This is a genomic window from Paraburkholderia tropica (genome assembly GCF_914484835.1).
In the GTDB taxonomy this organism is placed as follows: domain Bacteria; phylum Pseudomonadota; class Gammaproteobacteria; order Burkholderiales; family Burkholderiaceae; genus Paraburkholderia; species Paraburkholderia tropica_A.
The window spans coordinates 304906-331327 of the sequence record NZ_CAJZAR010000037.1 but is presented as its reverse complement, the minus strand read 5'-3'; the positions used below and the strand labels follow the sequence as shown (position 1 = coordinate 331327).

Annotated in this window: 20 protein-coding genes; 14 read left to right on the top strand and 6 right to left on the bottom strand. The window is 65.1% G+C overall.

Features of this window, described 5'->3' with window-relative positions:
• The first annotated feature begins 50 nt into the window (after nt 1-50).
• From LDO54_RS09645 to LDO54_RS09605, 9 genes are all read left to right on the top strand, one after another.
• Nucleotides 51-1469, top strand: a complete 1419-nt coding sequence (locus tag LDO54_RS09645; RefSeq protein ID WP_074982425.1) for a UDP-glucose dehydrogenase family protein — start codon at nt 51-53, stop codon at nt 1467-1469.
• Between the two features lie 52 nt (nt 1470-1521).
• Nucleotides 1522-1971, top strand: a complete 450-nt coding sequence (locus tag LDO54_RS09640; protein ID WP_224009577.1) for a low molecular weight phosphotyrosine protein phosphatase — start codon at nt 1522-1524, stop codon at nt 1969-1971.
• On the top strand, nt 1968-3140 hold the full coding sequence (locus LDO54_RS09635; RefSeq protein ID WP_224009575.1) for a polysaccharide biosynthesis/export family protein: 1173 nt from the start codon (nt 1968-1970) through the stop codon (nt 3138-3140). Before LDO54_RS09640 ends, LDO54_RS09635 begins: the two co-directional genes overlap by 4 nt.
• A gap of 51 nt (nt 3141-3191) precedes the next feature.
• Nucleotides 3192-5420, top strand: coding sequence for a polysaccharide biosynthesis tyrosine autokinase (locus LDO54_RS09630; protein ID WP_224009573.1), 2229 nt, complete (start codon nt 3192-3194; stop codon nt 5418-5420).
• Nucleotides 5421-5437: 17 nt separating this feature from the next.
• A complete protein-coding gene (locus tag LDO54_RS09625) occupies nt 5438-6364 on the top strand; it encodes a glycosyltransferase family 2 protein (protein WP_224009728.1) in 927 nt (308 codons plus the stop codon).
• A 99-nt stretch (nt 6365-6463) separates the two neighbouring features.
• Nucleotides 6464-7630 (top strand): glycosyltransferase, encoded by a 1167-nt coding sequence (locus tag LDO54_RS09620; RefSeq protein ID WP_224009571.1) that lies wholly within the window; start codon nt 6464-6466, stop codon nt 7628-7630.
• A gap of 164 nt (nt 7631-7794) precedes the next feature.
• Complete coding sequence (locus tag LDO54_RS09615; RefSeq protein WP_224009726.1) at nt 7795-9222, top strand: glucose-6-phosphate isomerase; 1428 nt, start codon at nt 7795-7797, stop codon at nt 9220-9222.
• The gene (locus LDO54_RS09610) at nt 9219-10442 is read left to right on the top strand and encodes a glycosyltransferase family 4 protein (protein WP_224009569.1); all 1224 of its coding nucleotides are present in this window, start codon (nt 9219-9221) and stop codon (nt 10440-10442) included. The genes LDO54_RS09615 and LDO54_RS09610 overlap by 4 nt, the downstream gene beginning before the upstream one ends.
• A gap of 54 nt (nt 10443-10496) precedes the next feature.
• Complete coding sequence (locus LDO54_RS09605; RefSeq protein WP_224009568.1) at nt 10497-11657, top strand: glycosyltransferase family 4 protein; 1161 nt, start codon at nt 10497-10499, stop codon at nt 11655-11657.
• 108 nt (nt 11658-11765) lie between these two features.
• On the opposite strand, the gene LDO54_RS09600 is transcribed toward LDO54_RS09605, so the two are convergent.
• Genes LDO54_RS09600 through LDO54_RS09590 form a run of 3 tightly spaced genes read right to left on the bottom strand, consistent with a single transcriptional unit; the run spans nt 11766 to nt 14882 of the window.
• Nucleotides 11766-12722 carry a GDP-mannose 4,6-dehydratase gene (locus LDO54_RS09600; protein WP_224009566.1) on the bottom strand — a complete coding sequence of 319 codons (957 nt, stop codon included), beginning with the start codon at nt 12720-12722 and terminating at the stop codon, nt 11766-11768.
• Nucleotides 12709-13752, bottom strand: coding sequence for a GDP-mannose 4,6-dehydratase (gmd, locus tag LDO54_RS09595; protein WP_224009564.1), 1044 nt, complete (start codon nt 13750-13752; stop codon nt 12709-12711). The genes LDO54_RS09600 and gmd overlap by 14 nt, the downstream gene beginning before the upstream one ends.
• A 44-nt stretch (nt 13753-13796) precedes the next feature.
• Entirely contained in the window at nt 13797-14882 is a 1086-nt protein-coding gene (locus LDO54_RS09590; RefSeq protein WP_224009562.1) for an acyltransferase family protein, read from the bottom strand.
• Between the two features lie 393 nt (nt 14883-15275).
• Here LDO54_RS09590 and LDO54_RS09585 point away from each other — a divergent pair, with 393 nt between their 5' ends.
• Genes LDO54_RS09585 through LDO54_RS09575 form a run of 3 tightly spaced genes read left to right on the top strand, consistent with a single transcriptional unit; the run spans nt 15276 to nt 21475 of the window.
• On the top strand, nt 15276-17465 hold the full coding sequence (locus LDO54_RS09585) for a hypothetical protein (protein ID WP_224009724.1): 2190 nt from the start codon (nt 15276-15278) through the stop codon (nt 17463-17465).
• A gap of 39 nt (nt 17466-17504) precedes the next feature.
• Entirely contained in the window at nt 17505-18971 is a 1467-nt protein-coding gene (locus LDO54_RS09580) for a flippase (protein WP_224009560.1), read from the top strand.
• Nucleotides 18968-21475, top strand: coding sequence for a glycosyltransferase family 4 protein (locus LDO54_RS09575; protein WP_224009557.1), 2508 nt, complete (start codon nt 18968-18970; stop codon nt 21473-21475). The genes LDO54_RS09580 and LDO54_RS09575 overlap by 4 nt, the downstream gene beginning before the upstream one ends.
• Before the next feature lie 215 nt (nt 21476-21690).
• Here LDO54_RS09575 and LDO54_RS09570 read toward each other — a convergent pair whose 3' ends face one another.
• A complete protein-coding gene (locus tag LDO54_RS09570) occupies nt 21691-22851 on the bottom strand; it encodes an acyltransferase family protein (RefSeq protein ID WP_224009555.1) in 1161 nt (386 codons plus the stop codon).
• A gap of 237 nt (nt 22852-23088) precedes the next feature.
• Here LDO54_RS09570 and LDO54_RS09565 point away from each other — a divergent pair, with 237 nt between their 5' ends.
• Nucleotides 23089-23232 (top strand): hypothetical protein, encoded by a 144-nt coding sequence (locus LDO54_RS09565; RefSeq protein WP_167371401.1) that lies wholly within the window; start codon nt 23089-23091, stop codon nt 23230-23232.
• A gap of 365 nt (nt 23233-23597) precedes the next feature.
• Nucleotides 23598-24488, top strand: coding sequence for a UTP--glucose-1-phosphate uridylyltransferase GalU (gene galU, locus LDO54_RS09560; protein ID WP_065065473.1), 891 nt, complete (start codon nt 23598-23600; stop codon nt 24486-24488).
• Between the two features lie 58 nt (nt 24489-24546).
• Here galU and LDO54_RS09555 read toward each other — a convergent pair whose 3' ends face one another.
• The gene (locus LDO54_RS09555; RefSeq protein WP_224009554.1) at nt 24547-25071 is read right to left on the bottom strand and encodes a nucleoside deaminase; all 525 of its coding nucleotides are present in this window, start codon (nt 25069-25071) and stop codon (nt 24547-24549) included.
• A gap of 72 nt (nt 25072-25143) precedes the next feature.
• The gene (locus tag LDO54_RS09550) at nt 25144-26244 is read right to left on the bottom strand and encodes a BMP family ABC transporter substrate-binding protein (RefSeq protein WP_224009552.1); all 1101 of its coding nucleotides are present in this window, start codon (nt 26242-26244) and stop codon (nt 25144-25146) included.
• Between the last annotated feature and the right edge of the window lie 178 nt (nt 26245-26422).

The following is a 26422-nucleotide window of genomic DNA, read 5'->3' as shown; positions in this document are numbered from 1 at the left end:
GACGCCGCGGCTCTCGCGAACACCAACAGGCAATCACATTTGAGGTGGGCATGAATCTGACGATCATTGGCAGCGGTTATGTGGGTCTCGTGACGGGCGCGTGTCTCGCCGACATCGGCAACGACGTGTTCTGTCTCGACGTGGACCAGCGCAAGATCGACCTGCTCAATCAGGGCGTCGTGCCGATTCACGAGCCGGGCCTGCAGGAAATCATCGAACGCAACCGTCGCGCGCGCCGGCTGACGTTCTCGACCGACGTCGAAGCGGCGGTCGCACACGGCGACGTGCAGTTCATCGCCGTGGGCACACCGCCCGACGAAGATGGCTCGGCCGATCTGCAATACGTGCTGCAGGCGGCGCGCAACATCGGCCGCTCGATGACGGGTTTCAAGGTGATCGTCGACAAGTCGACGGTGCCGGTCGGCACGGCGGCGCTCGTGCGCGACGCGATCGCGTCCGAGCTGCGCAAGCGCGGCGAAAACCACATGTTCTCGGTGGTCTCGAACCCCGAGTTCCTGAAGGAAGGCGCGGCCGTCGAAGACTTCGCGCGCCCCGACCGCATCGTGCTGGGCTGCGATGAAGACGTGCCTGGCGAGCGAGCGCGCGAACTGATGAAGCGCCTCTACGCGCCGTTCAACCGCAATCACGAACGCACGCTCTACATGGACGTGCATTCGGCGGAATTCACGAAGTACGCGGCCAACGCGATGCTCGCCACGCGCATCTCGTTCATGAACGAGCTGGCGAATCTCGCCGATCGCGTGGGCGCCGACATCGAAGCGGTGCGCCGCGGCATCGGTTCCGATCCGCGTATCGGTTACGACTTTCTGTACGCGGGCTGCGGTTACGGCGGCTCGTGCTTCCCGAAAGACGTGAAAGCACTGATGCGGACTGCTGAGGATTTCGGCGAGCCGCTGCAAATCCTGCGCGCCGTCGAGAACGTCAACGAAGGGCAGAAGCAGGTGCTGGCGCAGAAGATCGTCACGCGCTTCGGCTCGGATCTCACGGGCCGCACGTTCGGCCTCTGGGGTCTTGCGTTCAAGCCGAATACCGACGATATGCGCGAAGCGCCGAGCCGCACGCTGATCGCCGAACTGCTGGCGCGCGGCGCACGCGTGGTGGCCTACGACCCGGTCGCGATCAAGGAAGCGCAGCGCGTGATCGAACTCGACTTCGCGAAGACGCCGGAGCAGCTCGAACGCCTGAGCTACGCGCAGGACGCGATGGAAGCCGCCAACGGCGCCGATGCGCTGGTGGTCGCGACCGAATGGAAGGTCTTCAAGGCGCCCGATTTCGAAACGCTGAAGTCGCAGCTGAAGACGCCGATCGTGTTCGACGGCCGCAATCTGTACGACCCGCCCGCGTTGCAGGAGCTCGGTTTCGAGTATCACGCGGTGGGCCGCGCGAGCGCCACGCAGGCGAGCCGCGCGCGCGCCGAGGCGGTCACGCAGACGCGTGTCACGGCGTGATCGAAGTCCTGATCGACGCTGAGCGCAAGCAGTAACAAGGAGCCACACGGCCATGTTCAACGACGTATTGATCGTCTGCCACGCGAACGTCTGCCGCTCACCGGCGGCGGAACAGCTTTTTCGCGCGGGTCTTCGCGAGCGCGCGAAAGCGCACGCAGGCGCGTTCCACTCGGCGGGCCTGCGGGCGCTCGATGGCGAGGACATGGATCCGGTGATGCAGCGGCTGCTCGCGGAGCGCGGCGTGGATGTGGGCGAACACCGCTCGCGCCGCCTCACGAGCAAGCTTGTACGCGCCGCCGATCTCGTGCTCGTCACGGAGCGCCGCCAGGTGGCCGCCGTGGAGCGCATCGAGCCGACCGCGCGCGGCAAGGTGTTCGCGCTAGGCAATTGGGAGAACTCGGACGTTTCCGATCCGCATGGCCTCGACGAAGCCGCGTATCGCGAGAGTCTCGAATTGATGGATCGTCTGGTTAAGGGATGGCTAAGCCGAATATGCCAATGAAGAAACTCAATCTGATGACCGTGCTGGCGTTGAGCGCCTTCGTAGCCGCGTGCTCGACTGCACCGGGCAATTATCTCGACACGTCGAGCCTCAAAGAGCAGCCGAACAATCAGCCGCAGCAGCAGTACGACGTGCATCTGATCACGTCGCAGCTCGTGATGCAGCAGGCCCAGACCGCAGCGGGCGTGCATGTCGACCTGCCGCCGGCGAAGTACGCCAACGCGGCCGACTACACGTATCACATCGCGCCGCAGGACATTCTCGGCGTGACCGTCTACGACCACCCGGAGATTTCGACGCCGCAAGGCTCGACCTTCTCGCAGGGCGGCAACACCACGCAGACCGTGGGGCAGGCGCTCACGCAGCCGTACACCAGCGCGCTGTCCGGCCAGTCCGACCCGTATGGGCAGACCGTGGCGAAGGACGGCACGATCTACTTCCCGTTCGTCGGCCGCGTGATGGCCGCGGGCAAGACGCCGGGCCAGTTGCGCGACCAGCTCGCCTCGGGCCTCGGTCCGTACATCAAGAATCCGCAGGTGGACGTGCGCGTGCTCGCCTACCGCAGCCAGAAGATCCAGGTGACCGGCGACGTGAAGACGCCGGGCCCGCTCGCGGTGAGCGACGTGCCGCTGTCGCTCGTCGACGCGATCACGCGTTCGGGCGGCACCACCGACAACGCCGACATCAACCGCGTGCGCCTCACGCGCAACGGCAAGCTCTACGTGCTCGACGCGAACCGCATGCTCGATTCGGGCGATGCGACGCAGAACGTAATGCTGCAGGACGGCGACATCATCAATGTGCCGGATCGTTCGGACAGCAGAGTATTCGTGATGGGCGAAGTGAAGACGCCGATCCAGACCGGCATGATTCGCGGCAAGCTGACGATCGCCGACGCGCTCACTTCCGCCGGCGGCATCCTCGATACCGACGCGAATCCGCGCCAGATTTTCGTGATGCGCGGCATGAAGGACAACCCGAGCCAGCCCGAGATCTATCGCCTCGACATGACCAAGCCCGACGCGATCATGCTGTCGTCGCAATTCCAGCTCAAGCCGCTGGATGTCGTGTACGTCGGCACGGCCGCCTCGACGACCTTCAACCGCCTGTTGCAACAGGTGCTGCCGACCGTGCAGACGGTCTTCTACCTGAAGCAGATCACGCGCTAAGGGCGTGAGGTCTTCCTCCCACGCAACACGAGTTAAAACGGGATCGAAAACGTGAGCATTCAAGCCAACAGTCAGGCGGCCCCGGCGGCCCGCACAGAGGAAGAGGACGTCGTCCTCGGCCAGTTGCTGCGCGTCATCATCGACGACATCGGCTGGCTCATCGCGATCGCGGCCGTGGTGGTCGGCTGCGCCGTGTTCTACTGCTACGTGGCCAAGCCGGTCTACACCGCCGACACGCAAGTGCGCGTCGAGCAGGCCGACTACACGTCGCAGGCGCTCACGCAAACGCAGTCGGGCGCCAACATCACCAGCGGCCAGCAAGGTTCGCTGCCGACCGACGCCGAAATCCAGATGATCCAGAGCCGCAGCGTGCTCGAACCGGTCGTCCGGCAGTTCAAGCTGAACTACAGCGTCTCGCCGGTCACGCTGCCGGTGGTCGGCAGCCTCGCCGCGCGTCTCGCGACGCCGGGCGATCCGGCGCGTCCGTGGTTCGGCCTCAAGGGCTACGCCTGGGGCGGAGAAGTCGCGAACGTCGATTCGATCGACGTCGCGCCCGAGCTGGAAGGCAAGAAGCTCACGCTGACCGCGCTCGACGACAACCGCTTCGTGATCTCCGGTCCCGACGGCGGCCGCCTGGTCGAAGGCACGGTCGGCCAGCAGGTGCAGGGCGGCGGCGTGACGATGCTCGTGAGCGAGCTGAAGGCGCGCCCCGGCACGCGCTTCACCGTCGTGCGCATGAACGATCTGGACGCCGTCTCGGCGTTCCAGAACGCCGTCAAGGTGCAGGAGCAGGGCAAGCAGACGGGCGTGATCGACATCTCGCTCGAAGACAACGATCCCGAGCACGCCGCCGCTGTCGCGAACGCGGTCGCCCAGTCGTATCTGCGCGAGCACGTGGCCACCAAGCAGGCCGACGCGAGCAAGATGCTCGACTTCCTGCGCAGCGAGCAGCCGCGCCTGAAGGGCGATCTGGAAAACGCCGAAGCGGCGCTGACCGCGTATCAAAGCAAGTCGGGCTCGATCAACGCGAGCGACGAAGCGAAGATCTATCTCGACGGCAGCGTGCAATACGAGCAGCAGATTTCCGCGCTGCAATTGCAGATCGCTTCGCTGCAGCAGCGTTTCGGCGACCAGCATCCGGTGCTGATCGCGGCGCGCCAGCAGCTCTCGCAACTCGAAGGCGAGCGCGCGAAGTACGACGCGAAATTCCGCAATCTGCCCGCGACCGAAGTGAAGGCCGTGCAGCTGCAACGCGACGCCAAGGTGGCCGAAGACATCTACGTGCTGCTGCTCAACCGTATTCAGGAACTCTCGGTGCAGCGCGTGGGCACGGGCGGCAACGTGCATATCGTCGATCCGGCGATGCGCCCGGGCAAGCCGTCGAAGCCGAAGAAGCTGCTGATCGTCTCGGCGGCCGCGATGCTCGGCCTGATTCTCGGTACCGGCTTCGTGCTGATGCGCCGGAACATGTTCAAGGGCATCGTCGACCCGGACGTGATCGAACGCACGTTCCAGCTGCCCGTCTACGGTCTCGTGCCGCTCTCGGCCGAACAGGCCGCGCTCGAAAAGCGCGCGCCGGTGCGCGGCGGCACGCGTCTGCGCGAAGTGCTCGCGAGCGCCGCGCCGAAGGATCTCACGGTCGAAAGCCTGCGTTCGCTGCGCACCTCGCTGCAGTTCAGCGTGATGGACGCGCGCAATCGCGTGGTCGTGCTCACGGGCTCGGTGCCGGGCGTCGGCAAGAGCTTCATGACGGCGAACCTCGCCGTGCTGCTCGCGCATTCGGGCAAGCGCGTGCTGATGATCGACGGCGACATGCGCCGCGGCGCGCTCGAACGCTATCTCGGCGGCCCGCAGGACAACGGCTTCTCCGAGCTGCTCTCGGGCCAGATTTCGCTGGACGAAGCGATTCGCGCGACCGAAGTGGACAACCTGCACTTCATCTCGTGCGGCCGCCGTCCGCCGAATCCGTCCGAGCTGCTGATGTCGCCGCGTCTTAACCAGTATCTCGAAGGGCTCGCGAAGCGCTACGACATTCTGCTCGTCGATACGCCGCCGGTGCTGGCCGTGACCGATGCCGCGATCATCAGCGGTCATGCGGGTTCGATCTTCCTCGTGCTGCGTTCGGGCATGCATACCGAAGGCGAAATCGCCGATACGCTCAAGCGTCTGCGCACGGCGGGCGTGCATGTGACGGGCGGTGTCTTCAACGGCGTGCCGGCGCGCGCGCGCGGCAGCTACGGCTATGGCTACAGCGCCGTGCAGGAATACCTGAGCGCCTGATGAAAGGGGAACACGCGATGAAAGTGACCGTGCTCGTACCAACGTACAGGCGTCCTGACGATCTCTCGCGCTGCCTCTCGGCCTTGCTGCGCCAGGAGCGCGCGCCCGATCAGATCGTGGTGGTCGCGCGCGCCGACGACGCCGCGACGCACGCATGCCTCGCCGAACATGTGACGCCGCGCGTGCTCAACGTGGAAGTGGCGAGCGTCGAGGAACCGGGCCAGGTGGCCGCGCTCAATCGCGGTCTCGAAGCGGCGACGGGCGACGTGATCGCCATCACCGACGACGATGCCGCGCCGCACGCCGACTGGGTCGCGCGTATCGCCGCGCATTTCGAGGCCGATCCGCAACTCGGCGCGCTCGGCGGCCGCGACTGGGTGCATGAAGAAGGCCGCGTGCTCGATGGCGAGCGCCAGCTGGTGGGGCGCGTGCAGCGCTCGGGCCGCATCGTCGGCAATCATCATCTGGGCGTGGGCGAGGCGCGCGAAGTCGATCTGCTCAAGGGCGCGAACATGAGCTACCGGCGCGCGGCGATCGCGGGTCTGAGCTTCGACCGCCGTTTGCGCGGCACGGGCGCGCAGACGCACAACGACATGGCGTTCAGCATGGGCGTGAAGCGCGCGGGCTGGAAGCTCGTCTATGACCCGCGCGTGGCTGTCGATCACTATCCGGCGCCGCGTCCCGGCGAAGATCCGCGCAATGCGCAGACGCTCGCCTCGATCCATAACGCCGCGTTCAATTTCCATCTGATTCTGCGCAGTCATCTGCCGCCGCTGCATCGCGAGACGGCCTGGTGGTGGTGGACGCTGGTCGGCACGCGCGTGTATCCGGGCCTGCTGCATACGGGCCTGAGCGCCTTGCGAGCGGGCTCGCCCGGCACCGCGTACGCCCGTTGGCGCGCGGTGCGCGGCGGTGCACGCGAGGCGCGCCGCGCGCCGGTCTGAGACGCCCAACACGCGCTTCGCGGCGTGCGGTTTTCGCGCATCGGCATTGAAGCGCCGATTTGTCCGCACGCCCGCAATCGAATTTACGGAGGACCCCGAATGAGCGGTACCCAAGTCCACGTGCACCTGTTTTATGGCGCCGATCCGCGCCGCTACCGAAAGGGCGAGAATATCGGCTGCCTCTACGGCTACCATCACGCGGAATCCGCGGAATTCGCTCTCAACTATGCAGAGGATGCGCGCGAAGGCACGCCCGTGCGTTTCGCGCGCCGCGCGCTGAAGGCCGCGCTCGGTTTCGACTTCGTGCACGCGTGGCGCAACCGCCGCGCGATTCTCGACTCGGACGTGATCTGGACGCACACCGAGCAGGAGCATCTGGCCGTCGCCGCCGTGCTGCTGATGTACGCGAAGAAGGGCGGCGCGCGTCCGCTGCTGCTCGCGCAAAGCGTGTGGCTGCTCGACCGCTGGCCCGGTTATGGCGCGCTGCGCCGCGCCGCGTACAAGCGTCTGCTCAAGCGCGCCGATCTGCTGACCACGCTCGCGAGCGAGAACGCGGCGCTGTGCGGCGACTTCTTCGGCCGCGACGCGCGTCATGTGCTGTACGGCCTCAACACGCAGGACTTTCCGCTGTGTCCGCCGTCGCACTGGAAGCCGAATACGCCCGTGCGTATCGCGGGCATCGGCAACGATCGCGACCGCGACTGGACCACGCTCGCTGCCGCGCTCGGCAACGACGCGCGCTATCAGGTGCGCATCGCCACGCGCCGCCGCATACCGGCCGAAGTGCGCGCGCCGAATGTGGAAATCGTGAGCGTCTCGGGCCTTCAGCAGCAGCACGCGCTCTATGACTGGGCCGATATCATCGTCGTGCCGCTGCGTCCGAACACGCACGCCTCGGGCATCACGGTGATGCTCGAAGCGGCGGCGCTCGGCAAGCCGATGATCGTGACGAAAGTGGGCGCGCTCGAAGATTATTTCGACGAAAAGGCCGCGTACTACGTCGAGCCCTTCAACACGCAGCAGTTGCGCGACGCCGTGAACGCCCTCGTGGACGATCCCGCGCGCGCGCTGGCGCAGGCGCGCGAGGCCTGCGAGCAGTTGCAGACGCGCGACCTGACGACCGAGAACTTCGCGCGCCAGCACGCGCAGCTCACGCGCGACATGCTGCGCGAGCGCGATCCTCGTACGGCGCAGGCGAGCCGCGCGGATGCGGTGAACGGCGCGAATGGCGGCCATGCGGCCGGCCAGATGCCGCGCGGGATGTAAGCATGCGTGTGCCTTCCTATCCGGCTCCGCGCTCGCCGAATCTGCCGCCGAACCGGCCGCCGAATTTCCCACCGAATTTCCCGCCGAATCCGCCGCCGAACTTCCCCGGTGCGTCCGCGCGCGCGCCTGCGGAACCGGCGCGCCGCTCGGGCCTGCGCCGCGCGATGAGCCGCGATACGCTGCCCGTCATCGCGCTGTGGACCTTCACCGCGCTGCTGATCCTCGCGCATCAGGGCACGGTGCTCACGCTCGCGTTTCCGGTGCTCGCCATCGGCGTGGGTTTCTGGCTCTATTTCGTGAATCCGGTGCGCTACATCGGCTTCATGTGGTGGCTGTGGTTCCTGAGCCCCGAAGTGCGCCGTCTCGCGGACTACGGCAAGGGCGGCTTCACGCCCACGAGCCTGATTCAGGTCGCGCCGCTCGCGGTCACGATGATCAGCGGCATTTCGCTGATCCGCTATTACCCGATCCTCGCGCAGCGGCGCGGCCTGCCGCTGCTGCTGGCGCTGCTCGGCATCGCCTATGGGTTCGCGGTGGGCGTGGTCGCGAGCGGCCCCGCAGCGGCCGTCTACGACCTTGCAAACTGGGTCTATCCGCTGCTGATCGGCTTTCACATCATGGTGCTCACGCGCCAGTATCCCGACGCGCGCGACACCATCATCAACACCTTCATCTGGGGCATGTTCGTGATGGGCGCGTACGGCCTCGTGCAGTTCTTCATCATGCCGCCGTGGGACGCGATGTGGATGATCGGCTCGGACATGAACTCGCAGGGCGACCCCGTGCCGCTCGGCGTGCGCGTGTTCAGCACGATGAATTCGTCGGGTCCGTTCGCGTTCGCGATGATGGGCGCGATGGTGCTCGTGATGGCCGCGAAGCATCGCGTGCGCTGGGTCGCGGCGGCCTTCGGCTTCTTCTCGTTCGCGCTCTCGCTGGTGCGCTCGACGTGGGGCGGCTGGGCCATCGCCATGGTGATCCAGCTGATGAAGTCGAGCAACAAGGTGCGCATCCGCATCATCGTGAGCGCGCTGGTGCTCGCGGGCGTGTGCGTGCCGCTGCTGACCTTCGGCCCGGTTGCCGACCGCATGCAGCAGCGCCTGAACTCGCTCGTCAATCTCAGCGACGACCAGAGTTACGAAGCGCGTAACCAGTTCTACGCCGACTTCGCGAAGAAGGCGTTCACCGATGTGTCGGGCGAGGGCTTCGGCTCCACCGGCGCTTCGACGAAGCTCTCCAGCAGCAACGGCCAGCTCGGCCAGTACGGCAGCTTCGATAGCGGCGTGATGAACATTCCGTTCGTGCTCGGCTGGCCCGGCACGCTGCTCTACATGTCGGGCGTGATCTGGCTGATGGTGCGCGCGCTGCGCATCGCGCTGCGGCTGTCCGAAGACCGCTACGTCTGCGCCTGCATGAGCCTGATGATCTCGATCTTCGCGATGCTCGTGTTCACCAACTCGCTGGTCGGCACGGGCGGTCTGCTGCTGTTTTCGAGCGTGTTTTCCATTCTCAGCGCGGGGCACTGGACGAGGCTGAACCGTCTGGCCTCGCGCGCCACGCCTGTTGTTACCCCTGTTACGGAGATCTCCGATTGAGAGTCGCAATCGTCACGCACGTAGTGCGCCACAACGACGGCCAGGGGCGCGTCAACCATGAGATCGCGCGCGCGGCGCTCGACGAGGGCTTCGAGGTCACGCTGGTGGCCCGGCACGTCGCGCCCGAACTGCTCGAACATCCGAAGGTGACGTGGGTGCCCGTGCAGCCCTCGCGCCTGTGGCCGACCAATCTGCTGCGCCAGCAGGTGTTCGCGCTGAAAAGCGCATGGTGGCTGCGCCGCCATCGCCGCGACTACGACGTGCTGCACGTGAACGGCTTCATCACGTGGGCGCACGCCGATGTGAACACCGCGCACTTCGTGCACGGCGGCTGGGCGCGCAGCAAGTATTACCCGTTCGGTCTCACGCGCGGCGCGTGGTCGGCGTATCAGTTCGTCTATACGCGCGTGAACGCGGTGCTCGAACGCTGGGCCTACCGTCGCTCGCGCGTGATCGCCGCGGTCTCGCGCAAGGTCGCCGATGAAATCCGCGCGTGCGGCGGCGATCCGGTCGAACGCCTCGACGTGATCTACAACGGCGTGGATACGCGCGGCTTCTCGGGCGCGAGCGCGGACCGTTCGCATTTCAAGCTGCCCGTCGACAAGTTCCTGCTGCTGTTCGTGGGCGATCTGCGCACGCCGCGCAAGAACCTCGGCACCGTGCTCGAAGCGCTCAAGCAATTGCCCGAGCACGTGCATATCGCGGTGGCCGGTTATCTGCCGGGCAGCCCGTATCCCGAGATGGCGCGCAAGCTCGGCATCGAATCGCGCGTGCATTTTCTCGGGCTCGTGCGCGAAATGCCGATGCTGATGCGCAGCGTCGACGCCTATGTATTTCCTTCGCGCTACGAAGCCATGTCGCTCTCGCTGCTCGAAGCGATGGCGTCGGGCCTGCCGGTGGTCACGGCGCGCACGGCGGGCGGCGCGGAAATCATCACGCCCGACTGCGGCATCGTGCTCGAAGATCCCGACGACGCAGCGGCGCTCGCGAACGCGATCCAGCAACTCGACGACGACACGCCGCGCCGCCTCGCGATGGGCGAGGCCGCGGCGGAACTCGCGTGCAGCTTCGGCTGGGCGCGCATGGCGGCACAGTACATCGCGCTCTACCGGCAACTGGCCGGCGACGCCAACGAAGCCGCGCGCGGCGGCGAACGGGCCTTTGCGGCAGCGGCGACGCTGCCCGGCGGCCAGACGCTGCAACGCGCGGACACTCCCTGAACTCACGATTCAACGCCAATTCAACGGCACAGACGGCCATAACAAGGACATGCGATGACGAAACATTCCATCCATTCGCTACAGATCGGCATGCACTGGTTCCCGGAACGTGCGGGCGGCCTCGACCGCATGTATTACTCGCTGGTGGGCGCGCTGCCCGGCGCGGGCGTGAAGGTGCGCGGCGTGGTGGCCGGCTCGCCCAAGGTCGCCGAAGACAGCGGCGGCGCGATCCAGGGCTTCGGCTCGGCCGCGCGCGCCTTGCCGTTCCGCTTGATGGACGCGCGCCGCGCGCTGCGCCGCGAGGTGCGCCGCGAACGCCCGGACGTGATCTCCTCGCACTTCGCGCTCTACACGTTCCCCGGCCTCGACGTCACGCGCGGCATTCCGCAGGTCTCGCATTTTCAGGGACCGTGGGCCGACGAGAGCTTCGTCGAAGGCGCGGCCTCGCTGAGCCAGCGCATCAAGCATTCGCTGGAGCAGTCGGTGTACGAGCGCTCGTCGCGTCTGATCGTTTTGTCGAAGGCGTTCGGCGACATCCTCACGAAGCGTTATGCGATTTCGCCCGAGCGCGTGCGCATCGTGCCGGGCTGCGTGGATACCGCGCATTTCGATCCGGCCTGCTCGCAAGGCGAGGCGCGTCTGCGCCTGCAACTGCCGCAGAACCGTCCGATCGTGCTGGCCGTGCGCCGTCTCGTGCGCCGCATGGGTCTCGAAGATCTGATCGGCGCGATCAAGCAGGTCAAGCAGCGTCATCCCGACGTGCTGCTGCTGATCGCGGGCCGTGGCCGTCTGGAGTCCGAACTACAGCAGCGTATCGATGCCGCCGGTCTGACCGACAACGTCAAGCTGCTCGGTTTCGTGCCCGACGCGCATCTGCCTTCGCTCTATCGCGCCGCGACGCTGAGCGTGGTGCCGACGGTCGCGCTCGAAGGCTTCGGCCTGATCACGGTGGAATCGCTGTCGGCGGGTACGCCCGTGCTGGTGACGCCGGTCGGCGGTTTGCCCGAAGCGGTGGCGGGTCTTTCGCAGGATCTCGTGCTGCCCTCGACAGGCGCGGATGCGATTGCCGAAGGTATCGACGGCGCGCTGTCCGGCCGCATCAAGATGCCTGACGAGCACGCGTGCAAGACCTACGCGCGCGAGCATTTCGACAATGCGGTAATCGCGAAGCGCGTGGCCGATGTTTACGCCGAAGCGATTGCGGCGGCGCATTGAATGCGGATTGAAGCGTAGAAACGAAACTGCCGCTCGAATGAGCGGCAGTTTTTTGCAGCAACGAAGTTGAATAAAGCGGACGTGGAATAAACCGCGCAGGCGTGTGCCTCATCGCGTATCGAGACACACCTGGCGCGCTTCCTCGTACATCCAGCGCAGCGTGTCTTCGAGCGGCTTGCGCGCGCTGTCGCCGACAATCGAGCGCAGCTTCGCATTCGAGCCGATCAACTGACGCACTTCGTTGGCACGCACGAAACGCGGATCGACCTTCACATCGATGCGGTAGCCCGCGATGCGCGAGAGCGCGTCGATCAGCGCGCCGAGCGTGTGGCCCGTACCCGAGCACACGTTCACCGTTGCGCCGCGCGGCGCGGCTTCGATCAGTTTCGCGTAGGCGTTCACCACGTCGCGTACATCGGAGAAGTCGCGCGCCACGTGCAGATTGCCGAGCGAAATCGTCTTCTCGCCGCGCGCGTAGTGATCGACGATCTTCGGAATCAGGAAGTCCGGCGACTGGCCCACGCCCGTGTAGTTGAACGGCCGCGCGACGACGATCGGCAACTGCGCGTCCCAGCGCTTCGCGACGTACTCCATCGCGAGCTTGCTCACGGCGTAGTCGTTCGCGGGCTGCGGCTCGACGGTTTCGTCGATCACGCCGTTGGTGGCGTTGCCGTAGATGTTCGCGCTGCTCGCGAGCAACACGGCACGCGGCACATGGCGCTGATGCGCGAGCGCTTCGAGCAGGTTGCGCGTGCCGACGACGTTGACCACGTAGGTGCGCGCGACATCGCTATCGGCCACGTGCGCGACCGCCGCGAGATGCACGACCACGTCGGGCTGCACGGTTTCCACGGCGTGCGCGAGCGCGCCGCGGTCGAGCAGGTCGGCGGGCAGCGGCGTGACGAGGTCGGCGAGGCTCGTGTCGGCCAGCGTTTCGCCGGGGCGCACCGTGCCCCAGACGCGATAGCCGTTCGCCGCGAGCCGCTCCGCCATGTAGCGGCCGGTGAAGCCGCCCACGCCGGTGATCAGCGCGCGCGGGGCGCGCGTGTCGTCAGAACGTGTCATGTCGTTCGTTGCGGGTGAGGTCGGCCGTGACCATCATCTGGCAGAGCTGTTCGAGCGAGGTCTGCGGTTCCCAGCCGAGCTTGCTGCGCGCCTTGTCCGAGCTGCCGATCAGCAGTTCGACTTCGGCGGGGCGATAGAAGCGCGGGCTCACGCGCACGAGCGTGCGGCCGTTCGAAATGTCGATGCCGGTTTCGCGTTCGCCGCGGCCCGACCATTCGAGCTGGTAACCGGCGGCCGCGAAGGCCATCGTCACGAAGTCGCGGACGGTTTCGGTGCGGCCCGTCGCGAGCACGTAGGTGTCGGGTTCGTCGGCCTGGAGCATGCGCCACATGCCTTCGACGTATTCGGAGGCGTAGCCCCAGTCGCGCTTGGCGTCGAGATTGCCGAGTTCGAGCACGCTCTGCTTGCCGAGCTTGATCTTCGCGACGGCGTCGGTGATCTTGCGCGTCACGAATTCGCGGCCACGCAGCGGCGATTCGTGATTGAAGAGAATGCCGCTGGTCGCGAAGATATCGTAGGACTCGCGGTAATTCACGGTCGACCAGTGCGCGAACAGCTTGGCGATGCCATACGGGCTGCGCGGATAGAAGGGCGTATCTTCGCGTTGCGGCACGGCCTGCACCTTGCCGAACATTTCGGAGGTCGACGCCTGGTAATAGCGCGCGCGCGGATTCACCACGCGAATCGCTTCGAGCAGATTGAGCGCGCCGATGCCGGTGACTTCAGCGGTCGTGACGGGCTGATCGAACGAGACGCCCACGAAGCTCTGCGCGGCGAGGTTGTAGATCTCGCCCGCCTGCGAGCGTTCGAGCAGACGCATGGTCGAGCCCGCGTCGGTGAGGTCGTGCTCGACGAGTTCGAGCGACGGATGATCGGTGACGCCGAGTTCGTTCATGCGCCAGAAATTGACCGAGCTGGTGCGCCGATAGGTGCCGACCACCTGATAGCCCTTGTCGAGCAGCAGTTTGGTCAGATACGCGCCGTCCTGGCCGGATACGCCGGTGATGATCGCTTTGCGTCGTTCGTTCATGTGTGTACCTTTGAAGTAGCGAACGTGGAAACGGAAACTGCCTTTCAGGACTGCGAGCTGGACGCGCCCACGCGCACCGTGGCGCTCGCGCCGGCCGGCGTCGAGCGGCGCGACGGACCACGCGTGAGGCGTTTTTCGAACAGGAACCAGCTGGCGCTTGCGTAGGCGAGCGTGATGGCGAGCGCGATGGCCGCGCTCACCGGGCGGCTGTAGTGGTGCTCCCACACCGCATAAAGAATCGTGAGGTGAATCAGGTAGATCGTGTAGCTGATGGTGCCGAGATACACGAGCACCGGGTTGCAGAGCACACGCTTGACGATGCCCTTCGATTGCAGCGCGACCACGACCGCCGAGGTGCAGAGCACGAGCGACACGCTATAGAGCATCGCGTTCGAGAGCGGCGTGTTCATGCCGCGAAAACGCGGGTAATGCAGATGCAGCCACGCGAGCACCGCGAGCGCCGCGAAAAAGAAAATCGCCGCGGGCACCTTGAAGGGTTCGAGCGCGTTGCGATCGCGGCGCACCATCACGGCGAGCAGCGCGCCCGCGGCGAGCAGGTCCATGCGGAACGGCGTGAGGTAGTAGATCGGCCAGTAGCTGTCGAACCACGGTGTCGCGACGGCGCGCAGCACGGGCACGATCAGCACGAGCGCGATGGCGACCACGGCGAGCAGACGGCGCGGCAGCAGCAGCACCACGAAGGGCCAGAAGATATAGAACTGCTCCTCGACGGCGAGCGACCAGAGAATGTTGAGACTGTCGTGGCCGCTCTGGCCGAGCGCATCGCCGATATTGGTCGCGAAGAATGCGTACCACGGCCAGTAGCGCGCCCAGCCGAGGCCGAACAGCAGCGACGACACGATCATCAGCAGGATGTACGGCGGCAGGATGCGACGCACGCGCCGCGCGTAGAAGTAGCTGAAATACGACTGCCCGCGCGCCTTGCGTTCGAGCAGGATGCCCGTGATCAGAAAGCCGCTCAGCACGAAGAACAGATCCACGCCCATCCACAGCGGCGCCTTCAGCGCGTGCTGCGCGAAGACGGCGAGCACGGCGATGGCGCGCAGGCCGTCGAGCTGGACGATGCGGTGAGCGTGTTGCGGCGGGCTGGCGAGGCTGTTGACGGTCATCGGCGATCCGGTGGTTTCATGCGTGCACAGTTTTACGTGCACAGTCCGGATCATTCTAGAAAGAATTAAATGGTCAAAAAGCCGAAATATATTGATGGGCCGATTTTTAAAATGAAAACCGATTTAGATCGGTAAATATGAGTCGGCACGTGCCAAAGCGGCCTTTGCGAAATCGGGAAAAACTTGCTGATCGCCCATGCGGCATGGCTTGGCGCGGCGCGCGCGGATTTATTTCGCAGAGCAAAAACGGGTGCCGGCTTTGATTGAATTTTTTTGAATTATTTTCGCTTTTTGTGGGGGGATTTTTCTCCGTGAATGTACGGCATGATCCAGCGGAATCGCCGTATTCTGACCGGAGGAATTGCCTTGCCGTTTCCGATTCCCGACCGCCGCATGCGCAGGGCGCTGGCGCTGGCCGCTTTGAGCGCGTTCGTCTGTACCTCGTCGGTGCAGACGCTCGCCGCGCCACAACTGAACGTGACGACCTCGTGGATCGGCAATACCTTCGGCTATGGCCAGGGGACGTGGACGCAGATCAATATCACCGCGATCGCGGTGACGCCCGAAGGCAAGGTCTTCACGAACGCACCGTGGGACGAAAGCGGCGGCGAGATCAGCGCCTACCAGGACGGCAAGTCGCTCGGCTTCGCGGGTGGCACGCACGGTTGGGGCGGGCAGGGCGGCAACGCCGTGGCGCTCAATCATCGCTATTTGTATGCGGCCGTGGGCGTGGGCAACGAAAAGGGCCATCTCGTAGGGGGCGGCGTGTGGCCCGACAAGGGCCGCCAGTGGTTCGGCATCACGCGCCGTCCGCTCGATGAGCCGAAGCGCGCTGCTGCGTTCCAGGCCTCGCCACAGCCGCTCAATCCGCATGCGCAGCTCGCCAGCGCCTTCCTGAAGATCGCCGATGTGCCCACGGGCCAGCATGCCGATGTGGGCGGTCTCGCGGCCACCGATGCGCTGCTCTATGTGAGCAATACGTCGATGAACCGCATCGAGGTGTACGACGCGAATTCGATGCAGCGTAAATCGCAATTCGACGTGCACGAGCCGGGCCGCATCGCGCTGGCCGCCGACGGTTCGCTCTGGGTGCTGACCGGCACCGTGGACGATCGCGCGCCGCGCGTCGCGCATTATTCGCCGGACGGCAAGCTGCTCGGCGACACGCTCGAACTGCCCGCCGATACGCAGGCCGTCGATCTGGCCGTGGACCCGTCGCAACGCATTCTGGTCGCCGACAACGGCCCGCGCCAGCAGATCCTGATCTACGCGCGCGAAGGCGGCGGCAAGCGCTACACGGCGAGCGGCACGCTCGGCGAGCGCGGCGGCATCTTCTCGGGCGTCGCGGGACGCCCCGGCCCTGGCCGCTTCAACGGACTCACGGGCGTGGGCACGGACGCGAAGGGCAACATCTACGTCTCGACCAACGGCATCGGCCCGAAGCACGACACGATCGGCGCGGGTCTGGGCGCGACGCTCGAAAGCTACGCGCCCGACGGCAAGCGCCAGTGGTACGTGGAAGGGCTGCTGTTCGTCGACGGCGCGTGGATGGACCCGGCGCGGCCCAACAGCGTCTACACCGGCAACAAGCGTTTCGAACTCGATCTGTCGAAGCCGCCGGGGCAGGACTCGAAATATGTAGGGTTCCTGTCTAATCGATTCAGGTATCCAGACGATCCGGTTTTCCACACGGATCAGTGGCCCGGCTTGCCCACGGCGCGCCAGCTCAACGGCCACACGTTCCTGTACCTGACTGACATGTATGCGGATCACCTGAAGATCTATCGCTTCGATCCGCAACACCAGGGCGAGACCGCGATTCCTTCGGGCTTCATCGCGGGCCGCGAGCGTCCCGTGCTGCACGTGCCGAACGCGCCGCCGGGCGGCGACTGGATCTGGCGCGACACCAACGGCAACGGCGCATTCGACACCGACGAATACACGCGCAATCCGGGCCGCGAAAAACTCGGCGGCGGCTGGGGCTGGTGGATCGACACGCGCGGCGACATCTGGCGCGCGCGCGACGAGAAGGGCATCTGGCGCTTCCGTTTCGGCGGCCTCGATGCGAAGGGCAATCCGATCTACTCGTACGACAAGCTCGACAAGTACGCGATTCCCGCGCCGTTTACCGAGGTGCATCGCGCGATTTACGAACCGGAAACCGACACGCTCTACGTGACCGGCTACACCGCCGACGCGCCGCACGATCCGGGCTTCTGGAAGGAAGCGGGCCGCGTGCTGGTGCGCTACGACAAATGGTCGACCGGCCAGCCCGAGCAGCGCTACGTGCTGCGCCTGCCGTGGGACCCGAAGGCGAAGCCGCCCGTCACGCCCGCGGGCCTGACCGTGGAAGGGCAATACATCTTCGTGGTCGAGCCCGCGGGCAACGTCCACGTGTTCGACAAGACGAGCGCGAAGGAGATCGGCACCTTCGGCCCCGGCGCGGAAGTGGGCAATGCGTCGGGCTGGGTCGATGTGCCCTTCGGCATCACGGCGCATCGCCAGCCGAACGGCGAATACCTGATCTTCGTGGAAGAGGATGCACGCGGCAAGGTGCTCATGTACCGCTGGAAACCGGCTTGATGCGCGCGCCCGCCGCCTCGCCACGCTACTGGACAATCTATGGATAAAGGCATTCTGCGCAACGTTGCGATCAACCTGTTCGGGCTCATTCTGCCGACCTTCGTGTCGCTCGTCACGGTGCCCTCGTACATCAAGATGCTCGGCGTCGAACGCTACGGCGTGATCGCGCTCGTGTGGACGCTGATCGGCTATTTCAGCGTGCTCGATCTGGGCATGAGCATGGCCGCGCAGAACCAGATCTCGAAGGCCTACGCGTCGAAGGACGCCGACGCCTGCGAGCGCGTGTTCTGGAGCGCCTTCTGGCTCAACTTCATCACGGGTGCGATCGGCGGCCTGCTGATCTATTCGGGCGGCGCGTTCTACACCGCGTACTTCACGCACGTCACGCCCGAACTGCGCCATGAGGTCTATCTCGCGCTGCCGTGGCTCGCGGTGGCGATTCCCATCGCCAACGTTTCGTGGGTGTTCGCGGGCGCGATCAACGGCGCGGAACGCTTCGGCATCTACAACACGAATCAGACGCTCGGCACCTTCCTGTTCCAGCTCCTGCCGCTCGGCGCGGCCTGGGCCATCGCGCCGAATCTGCAAACCGTGCTGGCCGCCGCCGTGATGGCGCGCCTGTTCGCGGGCCTGCTGCTCGGACGTTCGGCATTGCGCGTGCTCGGCATTCGCCGCGTGCTCGGTCCGCGTCTGGACACCTCGAAGGCGCTGTTCAATTTCGGCGGCTGGATGCTGGTCGCGAGCATCACGACGATGGTCGCCGACTCGCTCGACCGCATGATGCTCGGCGCGGGCCTGGGCGCGCGTTTCGTGACCTATTACACGGTGCCGCAGAACCTCGTGACGCGCCTGAACATGGTGCCGAACGCGCTCGTGCGCACGCTGTTCCCGCGTCTTTCCGCGCTGCGCCGCGAACACGCCGACGAGATCGCCGCGCAGTCGCTGCAATTTCTCAACGCGATTTTCACGCCCGTCGCGATTGGCGCGATCGTCGTGCTCGAACCGTTTCTGCGCGTGTGGGTCGGTCCGGTGATTGCCGAACATGGCGCGCCCGTGGGCCGTTTCCTGATCGTCGCCGTGTGGCTGATCGGGCAGGCCGGCGTCACGCGCATTCTGATCCAGTCGCAGAACAACCCGGCCGTGGCCGCGCGCGTGGGCCTGATCGAATTGCCGCTGTTCGCGGGTTTGCTGTGGCTCGGCATCGACCGATTTGGTCTGCCCGGCGCGGCGGCAGCGGTGCTGTTCCGCTCGCTGTTCGATTACGTCGTGCTGCTGTGGCTGTCGCGCATTCATAGCCGCGCGATCGTCGTCGATATGTTTGCACACCTGAGTTTTCTCGCCGCCGCGCTTGCGATTGCGTGGTGGGTGCCGGACGCGCTCGTCGCGATCGGCGCGGGCGTGGTGCTGGCGCTCGCCAACTGCGCGTGGTCGGTGATCACGACGCCGTTGCTGCGCGGCTACGTCCGTTCCCTTTTGTTTCGTCTCAACTCACGGAAAAGCGCATGAGTCATGAACTGATCGACGAAGCGGCGCCGTCCGAACGCGCCGCCGCGCCTGTGCAACGGCGCGACTCCACTGCTTCCGCGCGCGGCGATTCGCGCACGGTTACCGAGCTGCGGCCGCTGCACGAAGGACGCGCCGCGCGGCGCAGTCCGCGTGTGGCTATCGTGCACGACTGGCTCGTCACCTATGCGGGCGCCGAGCGCGTGCTCGAACAGATCATCGATTGTTTCCCCGACGCCGATCTGTTCTCCGTGGTCGATTTCGTCGAGGACAAGGATCGCGGCTTTCTGCGGGGCAAGCGCGCGACGACCTCGTTCGTGCAGCGTCTGCCGAAAGCGAAAACGAAATATCGCGCCTATCTGCCGTTCATGCCGCTCGCGATCGAGCAGCTCGACGTCTCCGATTACGACGTGGTGATTTCGAGTTCGCACGCGGTCGCGAAGGGCGTGCTGACCGGGCCGGACCAGTTTCATATCAGTTACGTGCATTCGCCGATCCGCTATGCGTGGGATTTGCAGCATCAGTATTTGCAGGAGTCGCGTCTCACGCGCGGTCCGAAGTCGATGCTCGCGCGGCTGATTCTTCACTACATCCGCAACTGGGATGTGCGCACGGCGAATTCGGTCGATCAGTTCGTGGCGAATTCGGAATTCATCGCGCGGCGCATTCACAAGGTGTATCAGCGTGAAGCGGACGTCGTCTATCCGCCCGTCGATGTCGATGCGTTCGAGCTGGAAACGAAGAAGGAAGATTTTTATCTGACCGCGTCGCGGCTCGTGCCGTACAAGAAGATCGATCTGATCGTCGAGGCGTTCGCGCGGATGCCGGACAAGAAGCTCGTCGTGATCGGCGATGGCCCCGACATGCAGAAGGTCCGCGCGAAAGCCGGGCCGAATGTGGAAGTGATGGGTTATCAGCCATTCGCCGTGCTGCACGATCGCATGCGCCGCGCGAAGGCGTTCGTGTTTGCAGCGGAAGAGGACTTCGGCATTTCGGTGGTGGAGGCGCAGGCGTGCGGCACGCCAGTGATCGCGTACGGCAAGGGCGGCGCGCTCGAAACCGTGCGCGATACGGGCCCGCATCAGACTGGCCTGTTCTTCGACGAGCAGCGCGCCGAGGCGATCATCGCGGCGGTGGCGTCGTTCGAGCGCGATCCCGCGCGCTTTCGCGCCGAGGCGTGCCGCGCGAATGCGGAGCAGTTTTCGGCGCAGCATTTCCGCGAGCAGTTTTTCGCGCGCGTCGCGCAAGCCGTGCCCGCGATTGCCGAAGTGGGACTTCCGCGCGTGCCGCGTGCTCCGAATGCACCGCCGGACGATACGCGGGGTGACGCACAAGCCAGCGATGCGCCGCGTGTGCTCGCCATCGATCAAAGCGGTGTGCTCGGCGGCGCGGAACTCTCGCTGCTCGAAGTCGTGAAGGGACTGCGCTCGCGAATCGAAGTGCTGCTGTTCAACGATGGGCCGTTCCGCGAGGCGCTCGACGCTGCGGGCGCGCGCGTCGACGTGCTCGATTCGGGCGCGCTGAAAAACGTGCGCCGTGACGGCGGTGCCGCGCCGCGTCTGGGCGTGCTCGCGGGCATCGCTTCGCTGGTGCGCGAAACGCGCCGCCGTGCGCGCGAAGCCGACGTGCTCTATGCGAATACGCAGCGCGCGATGGTGATCGGCGTGCTGGCAGGCAAGCTCGCGCGCAAGCCGGTGGTCTGGCATCTGCGCGACATCGTCAGCGACGAGCATTTCGGGCGCGTGCAGCGCGCGGTCATCAAGGGTTGCGCGAAGCTCGGCCTCGCGCACGTGATTGCGAATTCGCACGCGTCGGCGCAAGTGTTCGCCGATCTCACGCGCTTCGACGCGCGCCGTATCGACGTGGTGCACAACGGTGTCGACGAGTCGCCGTTCCGCGCGCTCGCGCGCGTGCCGCAGGCGCAGTTGCGCGCGCAGATCGGCTTGCCGCAGGACGCGTTTCTGGTCGGCGCATTCAGCCGTCTCGCGCGCTGGAAAGGCCAGCATGTGCTGCTCGAAGCGCTGCTGCTCGAACCGCGCGCGCATGCCGTGTTCGTCGGCGCGCCGCTGTTTGGCGAAGATGCCTACGCGCAGGAATTGCACGATTTCGTGAAGGCGAACAGCCTCGAAGCGCGCGTGCATTTTCTCGGCTTCCGTCACGATATCGCGGCCTGCATGCGCGCGATGGATGTGATCGCGCATACCTCGATCACGGCGGAGCCGTTCGGTCGCGTGGTGGTCGAAGGCATGTTCGCGCAGCGGCCCGTGGTGGCGTCGCGCGATGGCGGTGTGACGGAGATCGTCGCGCACGGCAAGAGCGGTTTGCTCTGCACGCCGGGCGACGCACGCGAACTCGCGACGACGCTGGCCGCGCTCCACGACGATGCGAATCTGCGCGAGCGTCTTGCGCAGAACGGCCTCGCGGTGGCGCGCGAACGCTTCGGCAAGGAGCAGTACGTCGAGGCGGTCGAGCGCGTGCTGGACGGCGTGGCGGCGCGCGCGCGATAAGCCGGTTCGCAGTTAGCCGGTTCGCAGTAAGCAGGTTCGCAGTAAGCAGGTTCGCAGTTAGCAGGTTCGAAGGAGACGGCAAGCACATTCAGGGAGGAAGCGTCGGCCCACGCAGGCCGACGCAGCAAAACGAAGGGGCCGCATGTGCGGCCCCTTTCTTCGTGGCGATCTGAAAAGATCGCGCGGCGGATCCATCGCGCCGCGTGATCGCCGGATCAAGCCGCGCGTTTGCGCAAGCGTGCCGCCACGTTGAGCGCCGGGCGCTCGAAGAGTCGATAGAACACCCACGCCACCGGCAGCACCGCGAGCGTGAAGCCGAACGACGCCCAGATCGACGTCTGCAATTCCGAGCGGAACAGCAGCGAGCCGAGCAGCACGAACAGCGGCAGGTGAATCAGATAGAGCGAGTAGCTGAATTCGCCGAGCTTCGAGAACAGCGGCAGGAACACGCCGCCGCTCGCGACCGGGCGCGAGAGCGCCTTGACGAGATAGCAGGCGAACGCGCAGGCCCAGAGCTGGAACGCGCCGTACTGGCCGAAGTGGAACGCGGCGCAGCCCGCGACCGCGAACACGGCAGCGGCCGGCCAGGCGAAGCGAAAGCCCTCGGAGCCACGCAGACGCGCTTCGGCAATCCACGCGCCGAGCATCCACGAGAACCAGTAGGACGTGAAGAATACGATGTCGTGCGGCGCGAGCGTGAGCGCCGACACCACGTTGATGGCGGCGACGGCGGCGAGCACGGCATGGAATCCAAAGCGGCGGCGCGCGGCGAACAGCAGCGGATAGAGCAGGTAGAACTGCACTTCGAGCGAGAGCGTCCAGAGCGCGCCGTTCGAGCCGTAGGTCTTGCCTGCCACGCCTTGCAGCGAGAGCAGATTGACGAGGAAGGACTGCGGGCCGATGTCGAGGATCTTGTGGCTCACGGGCGTCATCGTCAGGCTGAACGAATCGGCGACGAAGGTCAGCGCGAGCGCCGCGAGCAGCACCGGATAGATCCGCACGAAACGGCGCAGCCAGAATTGTTTCGCATCGAGCTGGAAGCCGGGATTCGCGAGCAGGCGCGCGGCGCCGCTGCGGTGAATGCAGTAGCCGCTGATGACGAAGAAAATCGGCACGCCCGCCGATCCCCACGCCACGGGCAGCGTGAGCCATGCGGCGATCGTGCCGGGGCTCGCGAGGCTCGCGTGAGTCTGGTGGAACGCGCCCATGCCGATCCAGGTGACCTGGCGGCAGTGGAAATAGGCCACGAGCAAGGCGGCGAAGCCGCGCAGCGCGTCGATCAGATGATCGCTGGAGACGACGCTGGCAGCGGGACGCGCGGCGGCAGGCACGGCGGATGCGGGCGGCAGAACGGTTTCGAATGCGGGTTCGCTCATCGTGTGCACAGGTAGGCTAGGGTACTTCGCGATCTTAGGCGGCCTGCGCGCCGAAAATATGCAAAAGTTTTTCGAAAAGTATTCCTGGCAATTGGGACGTCGAGGGAAATTGGCCGGTGAATAAATCGCCGGATGCGTCGAAATCGGGAAATAAAACCTTGTAACCTTAAAGCGATTTATTTGCGCGAATTTAGATGCTAGCGTGAAGGGGATCGCCTATGGTCGCTGGAGATTTCGATGAACCTGCATTTGCTGGCCGGCATTGCCGTGCTGTTGATACTCGTCGCGGTGTCGGCGTATCGGGAGGCGCTGCGAAACGAGCCTATCCGGCGCTCGCGCACGCAATCGGCGCGATTGCCGCCCGCCGACGAAGCGGAGTAGACTGCGCGGGCATGCTTGTGCCATTTCGTGCCCTTCGTACCATTTCGTTCGGTGTGCCGTGCATCGCGCGGCAGCCTGGACGCATCGGTTCGCGCCGATAAGTTCGCCCGGAAAATCATGCCGGTTATTCAAATCGCATGGTAATAATTTCCGCGCAACGCCGATGAATCTGCCGTGTATCGCCGATGAATCGGCGACATCGAGGCCGCGTCAAATTTTATTCGGTTTTTGTCTTTTTATTTTTCTGCAAAAGACGAGGCCGATGCCTTTCAATATAAAAAAGTTGCTGTAACAGAACACTCGGGGATGCCGGCTTGCCTTGCTGCGAGACCGTTACTCAAACGATCGAACTGGGAATGGACATCATGCTGAAAGTTACCAAAGCGGTATTTCCTGTTGCGGGCCTCGGTACGCGCTTCTTGCCTGCCACGAAGGCCAGCCCGAAGGAAATGCTGCCGATCGTCGACAAGCCGCTCATTCAATATGCGGTGGAAGAGGCGATCGCTGCGGGAATCACCGAAATGATTTTCGTGACCGGGCGCAGCAAGCGCGCGATCGAAGATCATTTCGACAAATCGTACGAGATCGAGGCCGAACTCGAAGCCCGCAATAAACAGAAGCTGCTCGACCTCGTCCGCAGCATCAAACCCAGCAATGTCGACTGCTTTTACGTGCGTCAGGCCGAAGCGCTCGGTCTGGGCCACGCGGTGCTGTGCGCCGAAAAGCTCGTGGGCGGCAGCCCGTTCGCCGTGATTCTCGCCGACGACCTGCTGTATAGCCCGACGCCGGTCATGAAGCAGCTCGTCAACACCTTCAACCACTATCACAGCTCGGTGGTGGGCGTGGAAGCCATTCCGCGCGAGCACACCGCGCAATACGGCGTGGTCGATGGCCGCGAGTGGGAAGAGGACGTGTTCAAGCTGTCGGGCATCGTCGAAAAGCCCGCGCCGGAAGTCGCGCCGTCGAATCTCGGCGTGGTGGGCCGCTACGTGCTGATGCCGACGATCTTCGATCACCTGCGCGCGCTGAAGCCGGGCGCGGGCGGCGAACTGCAACTGACCGACGGCCTGCAATCGCTGCTGACCGAGGAACAGGTGCTCGCCTATCGCTACATGGGCACGCGTTTCGATTGCGGCAGCAAGCTCGGTTATCTGAAGGCCACGGTGGAATTCGCGCTGCGTCACCCCGAGGTGAAGGACGAATTCGAGGCCTATTTGCAGAACCATTTGCCGCAAGCGCTCGCTGCGGCAGCGTAATGCAACACTAGTACAGGAAGCGCATGGCGCGTGACGCGCGCCATGCGTTTTCGCGCAATCAGGCGCGCGGCTGCCAGAACGCGCGCTGCACACGCATCACGTCGTCCTCCACATCGGCTACGGGGCCGATCAGATCGACGGGCTTCTGGCAGTGATCGAACACATAGCGCGACGCGACGCTCATCGTCGGGTTCTCGGCGTGATTGCCGGTCGCTTCGAGCAAACGTGCTTCGGTCATGCCGAACACCACGCGGCCGATATTGGCCCAGTAGGCCGTGCCCGCGCACATGCAGCACGGTTCGACCGAGGTGTAGAGCGTGCACGCCCACAGATACTCGGCGCTGAAATTCATCGCGGCGATGCGCGCGAGCACGGATTCCGCGTGATTCACGGTATCGACATTGCCTTGCTCGATCAGCACGGTCTCGTGATCGGGGCCGACGAGGATCGCGCCGAACGGATGGTGTCCGAACGACGCGGCCCGTTCGCCCACGGCCGCCGAGCGCCGCAGATGACGCACGATCTGTTCGTGCGTCGGCGCGGTGCGGGGCGGCGCGGTGGACGATTCCGGTGTTGCGGTCATGAGCGTCTGTCTCCTGTTGACTTTATTTAAGGCCTGTTTTACAGGCCTTTTCTGTATTGATCGAGCGAGCGATTACTTCGGCACCGTGCCGTCGACGCCTTCGACGAACCAGTTCAGGCGCAGCAGATCCGTGTCCGAAAGCGACTTGCCCGCGGCCACGCGAACCGCGCCCGACTGATCCTTGATCGGACCTGCGAACGGATCGAACTTGCCCGCGATGATCGCGTCGCGCTTCTCGGCCAGCGCCTTTTGCGCGGTGGGCGAAACGGCCTGCGTGTTGATATTGGCGAGATCGATGGCCTTTTCCTTGAGGCCCCACCAGACCGGCGCGTTGGTCCACGTGCCCGACATCACCTGCTGGATCAGGTGCGAGTAATACACGCCCCAGTAGCTCACGCACGCGCCAAGCTGCGCGTTCGGGCCGAACTTCTTCATGTCCGAATCCCAGCCGAATGCGTGCACTTTCTTCTGCTCGGCGGTCTGCATCGTGGCGGTGGAATCGGTGTTCTGGATCAGCACGTCGGCGCCCTGACCGATCAGCGTTTCGGCGGCCTGCTTTTCCTTGCCCGGATCGAACCAGCTATTGATCCAGATAACCTTGGTGCGAACCTTCGGATTCACCGAACGCGCGCCCATCGTGAACGCGTCGATATTGCGCACGACTTCCGGTACCGGCACCGAGCCGACGAAACCGAGCGTGTTGGACTTCGTCGTGTAGCCCGCCACCACGCCCGCGAGATACGCGCTCTGATACGTGCGCACGTCGTAGGTCGCGAAGTTCGGCGCTTTCTTGTAGCCCGTCGCGTGCATGAACACGGTGTCGGGATAGTCCTTCGCGACTTTGAGTTCGAAGTCCTGGAAGCCAAAGCTCGATCCGACGATGATCTTGTTGCCTTTCGCGGCGAGGTCGCGGAACACGCGTTCGGAGTCGGCCGATTCGGGCACGTCCTCGACGCGCGTCACCTTGATCTTGTCGCCGAACTGCGCCTCGACGGCTTTCACGCCCTGTTCGTGCGCATAGGTCCAGCCTGCGTCGCCGGGGTTGCCGAGGTAGACGAAGGCGACGCCCATCGGCGCGGTGGCGGCGTGCCCGATGCCGCTCGTGAGGGCGGTGAACAGGGCGGCAAGGAGCGGTGCGCAGACGCGGCGCGCGCGGGACAGGCGTAATTTCATGAATTCTCCGGTGAAGGGCAAAGTCGTGTCGACGCCATGTTCGCGAGCCAAATATATGGGAAATATTTGTGTCCCTTATTGCGGGTATAACAGAATGGATATGAAAGGCACTTGCGTCAAAGTAGCGATGAGGCGTGTGGGCATGGCGCATGCGCTCGCCGACCGGTTGCGCGCGGGG

Bases quoted from the DNA above. Each gene is read 5' to 3' on its own strand.
- LDO54_RS09645 (WP_074982425.1), top strand. From the start codon at position 51: ATGAATCTGACGATCATTGGCAGCGGTTATGTGGGTCTCGTGACGGGC.
- LDO54_RS09640 (WP_224009577.1), top strand. From the start codon at position 1,522: ATGTTCAACGACGTATTGATCGTCTGCCACGCGAACGTCTGCCGCTCA.
- LDO54_RS09635 (WP_224009575.1), top strand. From the start codon at position 1,968: ATGAAGAAACTCAATCTGATGACCGTGCTGGCGTTGAGCGCCTTCGTA.
- LDO54_RS09625 (WP_224009728.1), top strand. From the start codon at position 5,438: ATGAAAGTGACCGTGCTCGTACCAACGTACAGGCGTCCTGACGATCTC.
- LDO54_RS09620 (WP_224009571.1), top strand. From the start codon at position 6,464: ATGAGCGGTACCCAAGTCCACGTGCACCTGTTTTATGGCGCCGATCCG.
- LDO54_RS09615 (WP_224009726.1), top strand. From the start codon at position 7,795: ATGAGCCGCGATACGCTGCCCGTCATCGCGCTGTGGACCTTCACCGCG.
- LDO54_RS09605 (WP_224009568.1), top strand. From the start codon at position 10,497: ATGACGAAACATTCCATCCATTCGCTACAGATCGGCATGCACTGGTTC.
- LDO54_RS09600 (WP_224009566.1), bottom strand. From the start codon at position 12,722: ATGACACGTTCTGACGACACGCGCGCCCCGCGCGCGCTGATCACCGGC.
- gmd (WP_224009564.1), bottom strand. From the start codon at position 13,752: ATGAACGAACGACGCAAAGCGATCATCACCGGCGTATCCGGCCAGGAC.
- LDO54_RS09590 (WP_224009562.1), bottom strand. From the start codon at position 14,882: ATGACCGTCAACAGCCTCGCCAGCCCGCCGCAACACGCTCACCGCATC.
- LDO54_RS09585 (WP_224009724.1), top strand. From the start codon at position 15,276: ATGCGCAGGGCGCTGGCGCTGGCCGCTTTGAGCGCGTTCGTCTGTACC.
- LDO54_RS09580 (WP_224009560.1), top strand. From the start codon at position 17,505: ATGGATAAAGGCATTCTGCGCAACGTTGCGATCAACCTGTTCGGGCTC.
- LDO54_RS09575 (WP_224009557.1), top strand. From the start codon at position 18,968: ATGAGTCATGAACTGATCGACGAAGCGGCGCCGTCCGAACGCGCCGCC.
- LDO54_RS09570 (WP_224009555.1), bottom strand. From the start codon at position 22,851: ATGAGCGAACCCGCATTCGAAACCGTTCTGCCGCCCGCATCCGCCGTG.
- LDO54_RS09565 (WP_167371401.1), top strand. From the start codon at position 23,089: ATGAACCTGCATTTGCTGGCCGGCATTGCCGTGCTGTTGATACTCGTC.
- galU (WP_065065473.1), top strand. From the start codon at position 23,598: ATGCTGAAAGTTACCAAAGCGGTATTTCCTGTTGCGGGCCTCGGTACG.
- LDO54_RS09555 (WP_224009554.1), bottom strand. From the start codon at position 25,071: ATGACCGCAACACCGGAATCGTCCACCGCGCCGCCCCGCACCGCGCCG.
- LDO54_RS09550 (WP_224009552.1), bottom strand. From the start codon at position 26,244: ATGAAATTACGCCTGTCCCGCGCGCGCCGCGTCTGCGCACCGCTCCTT.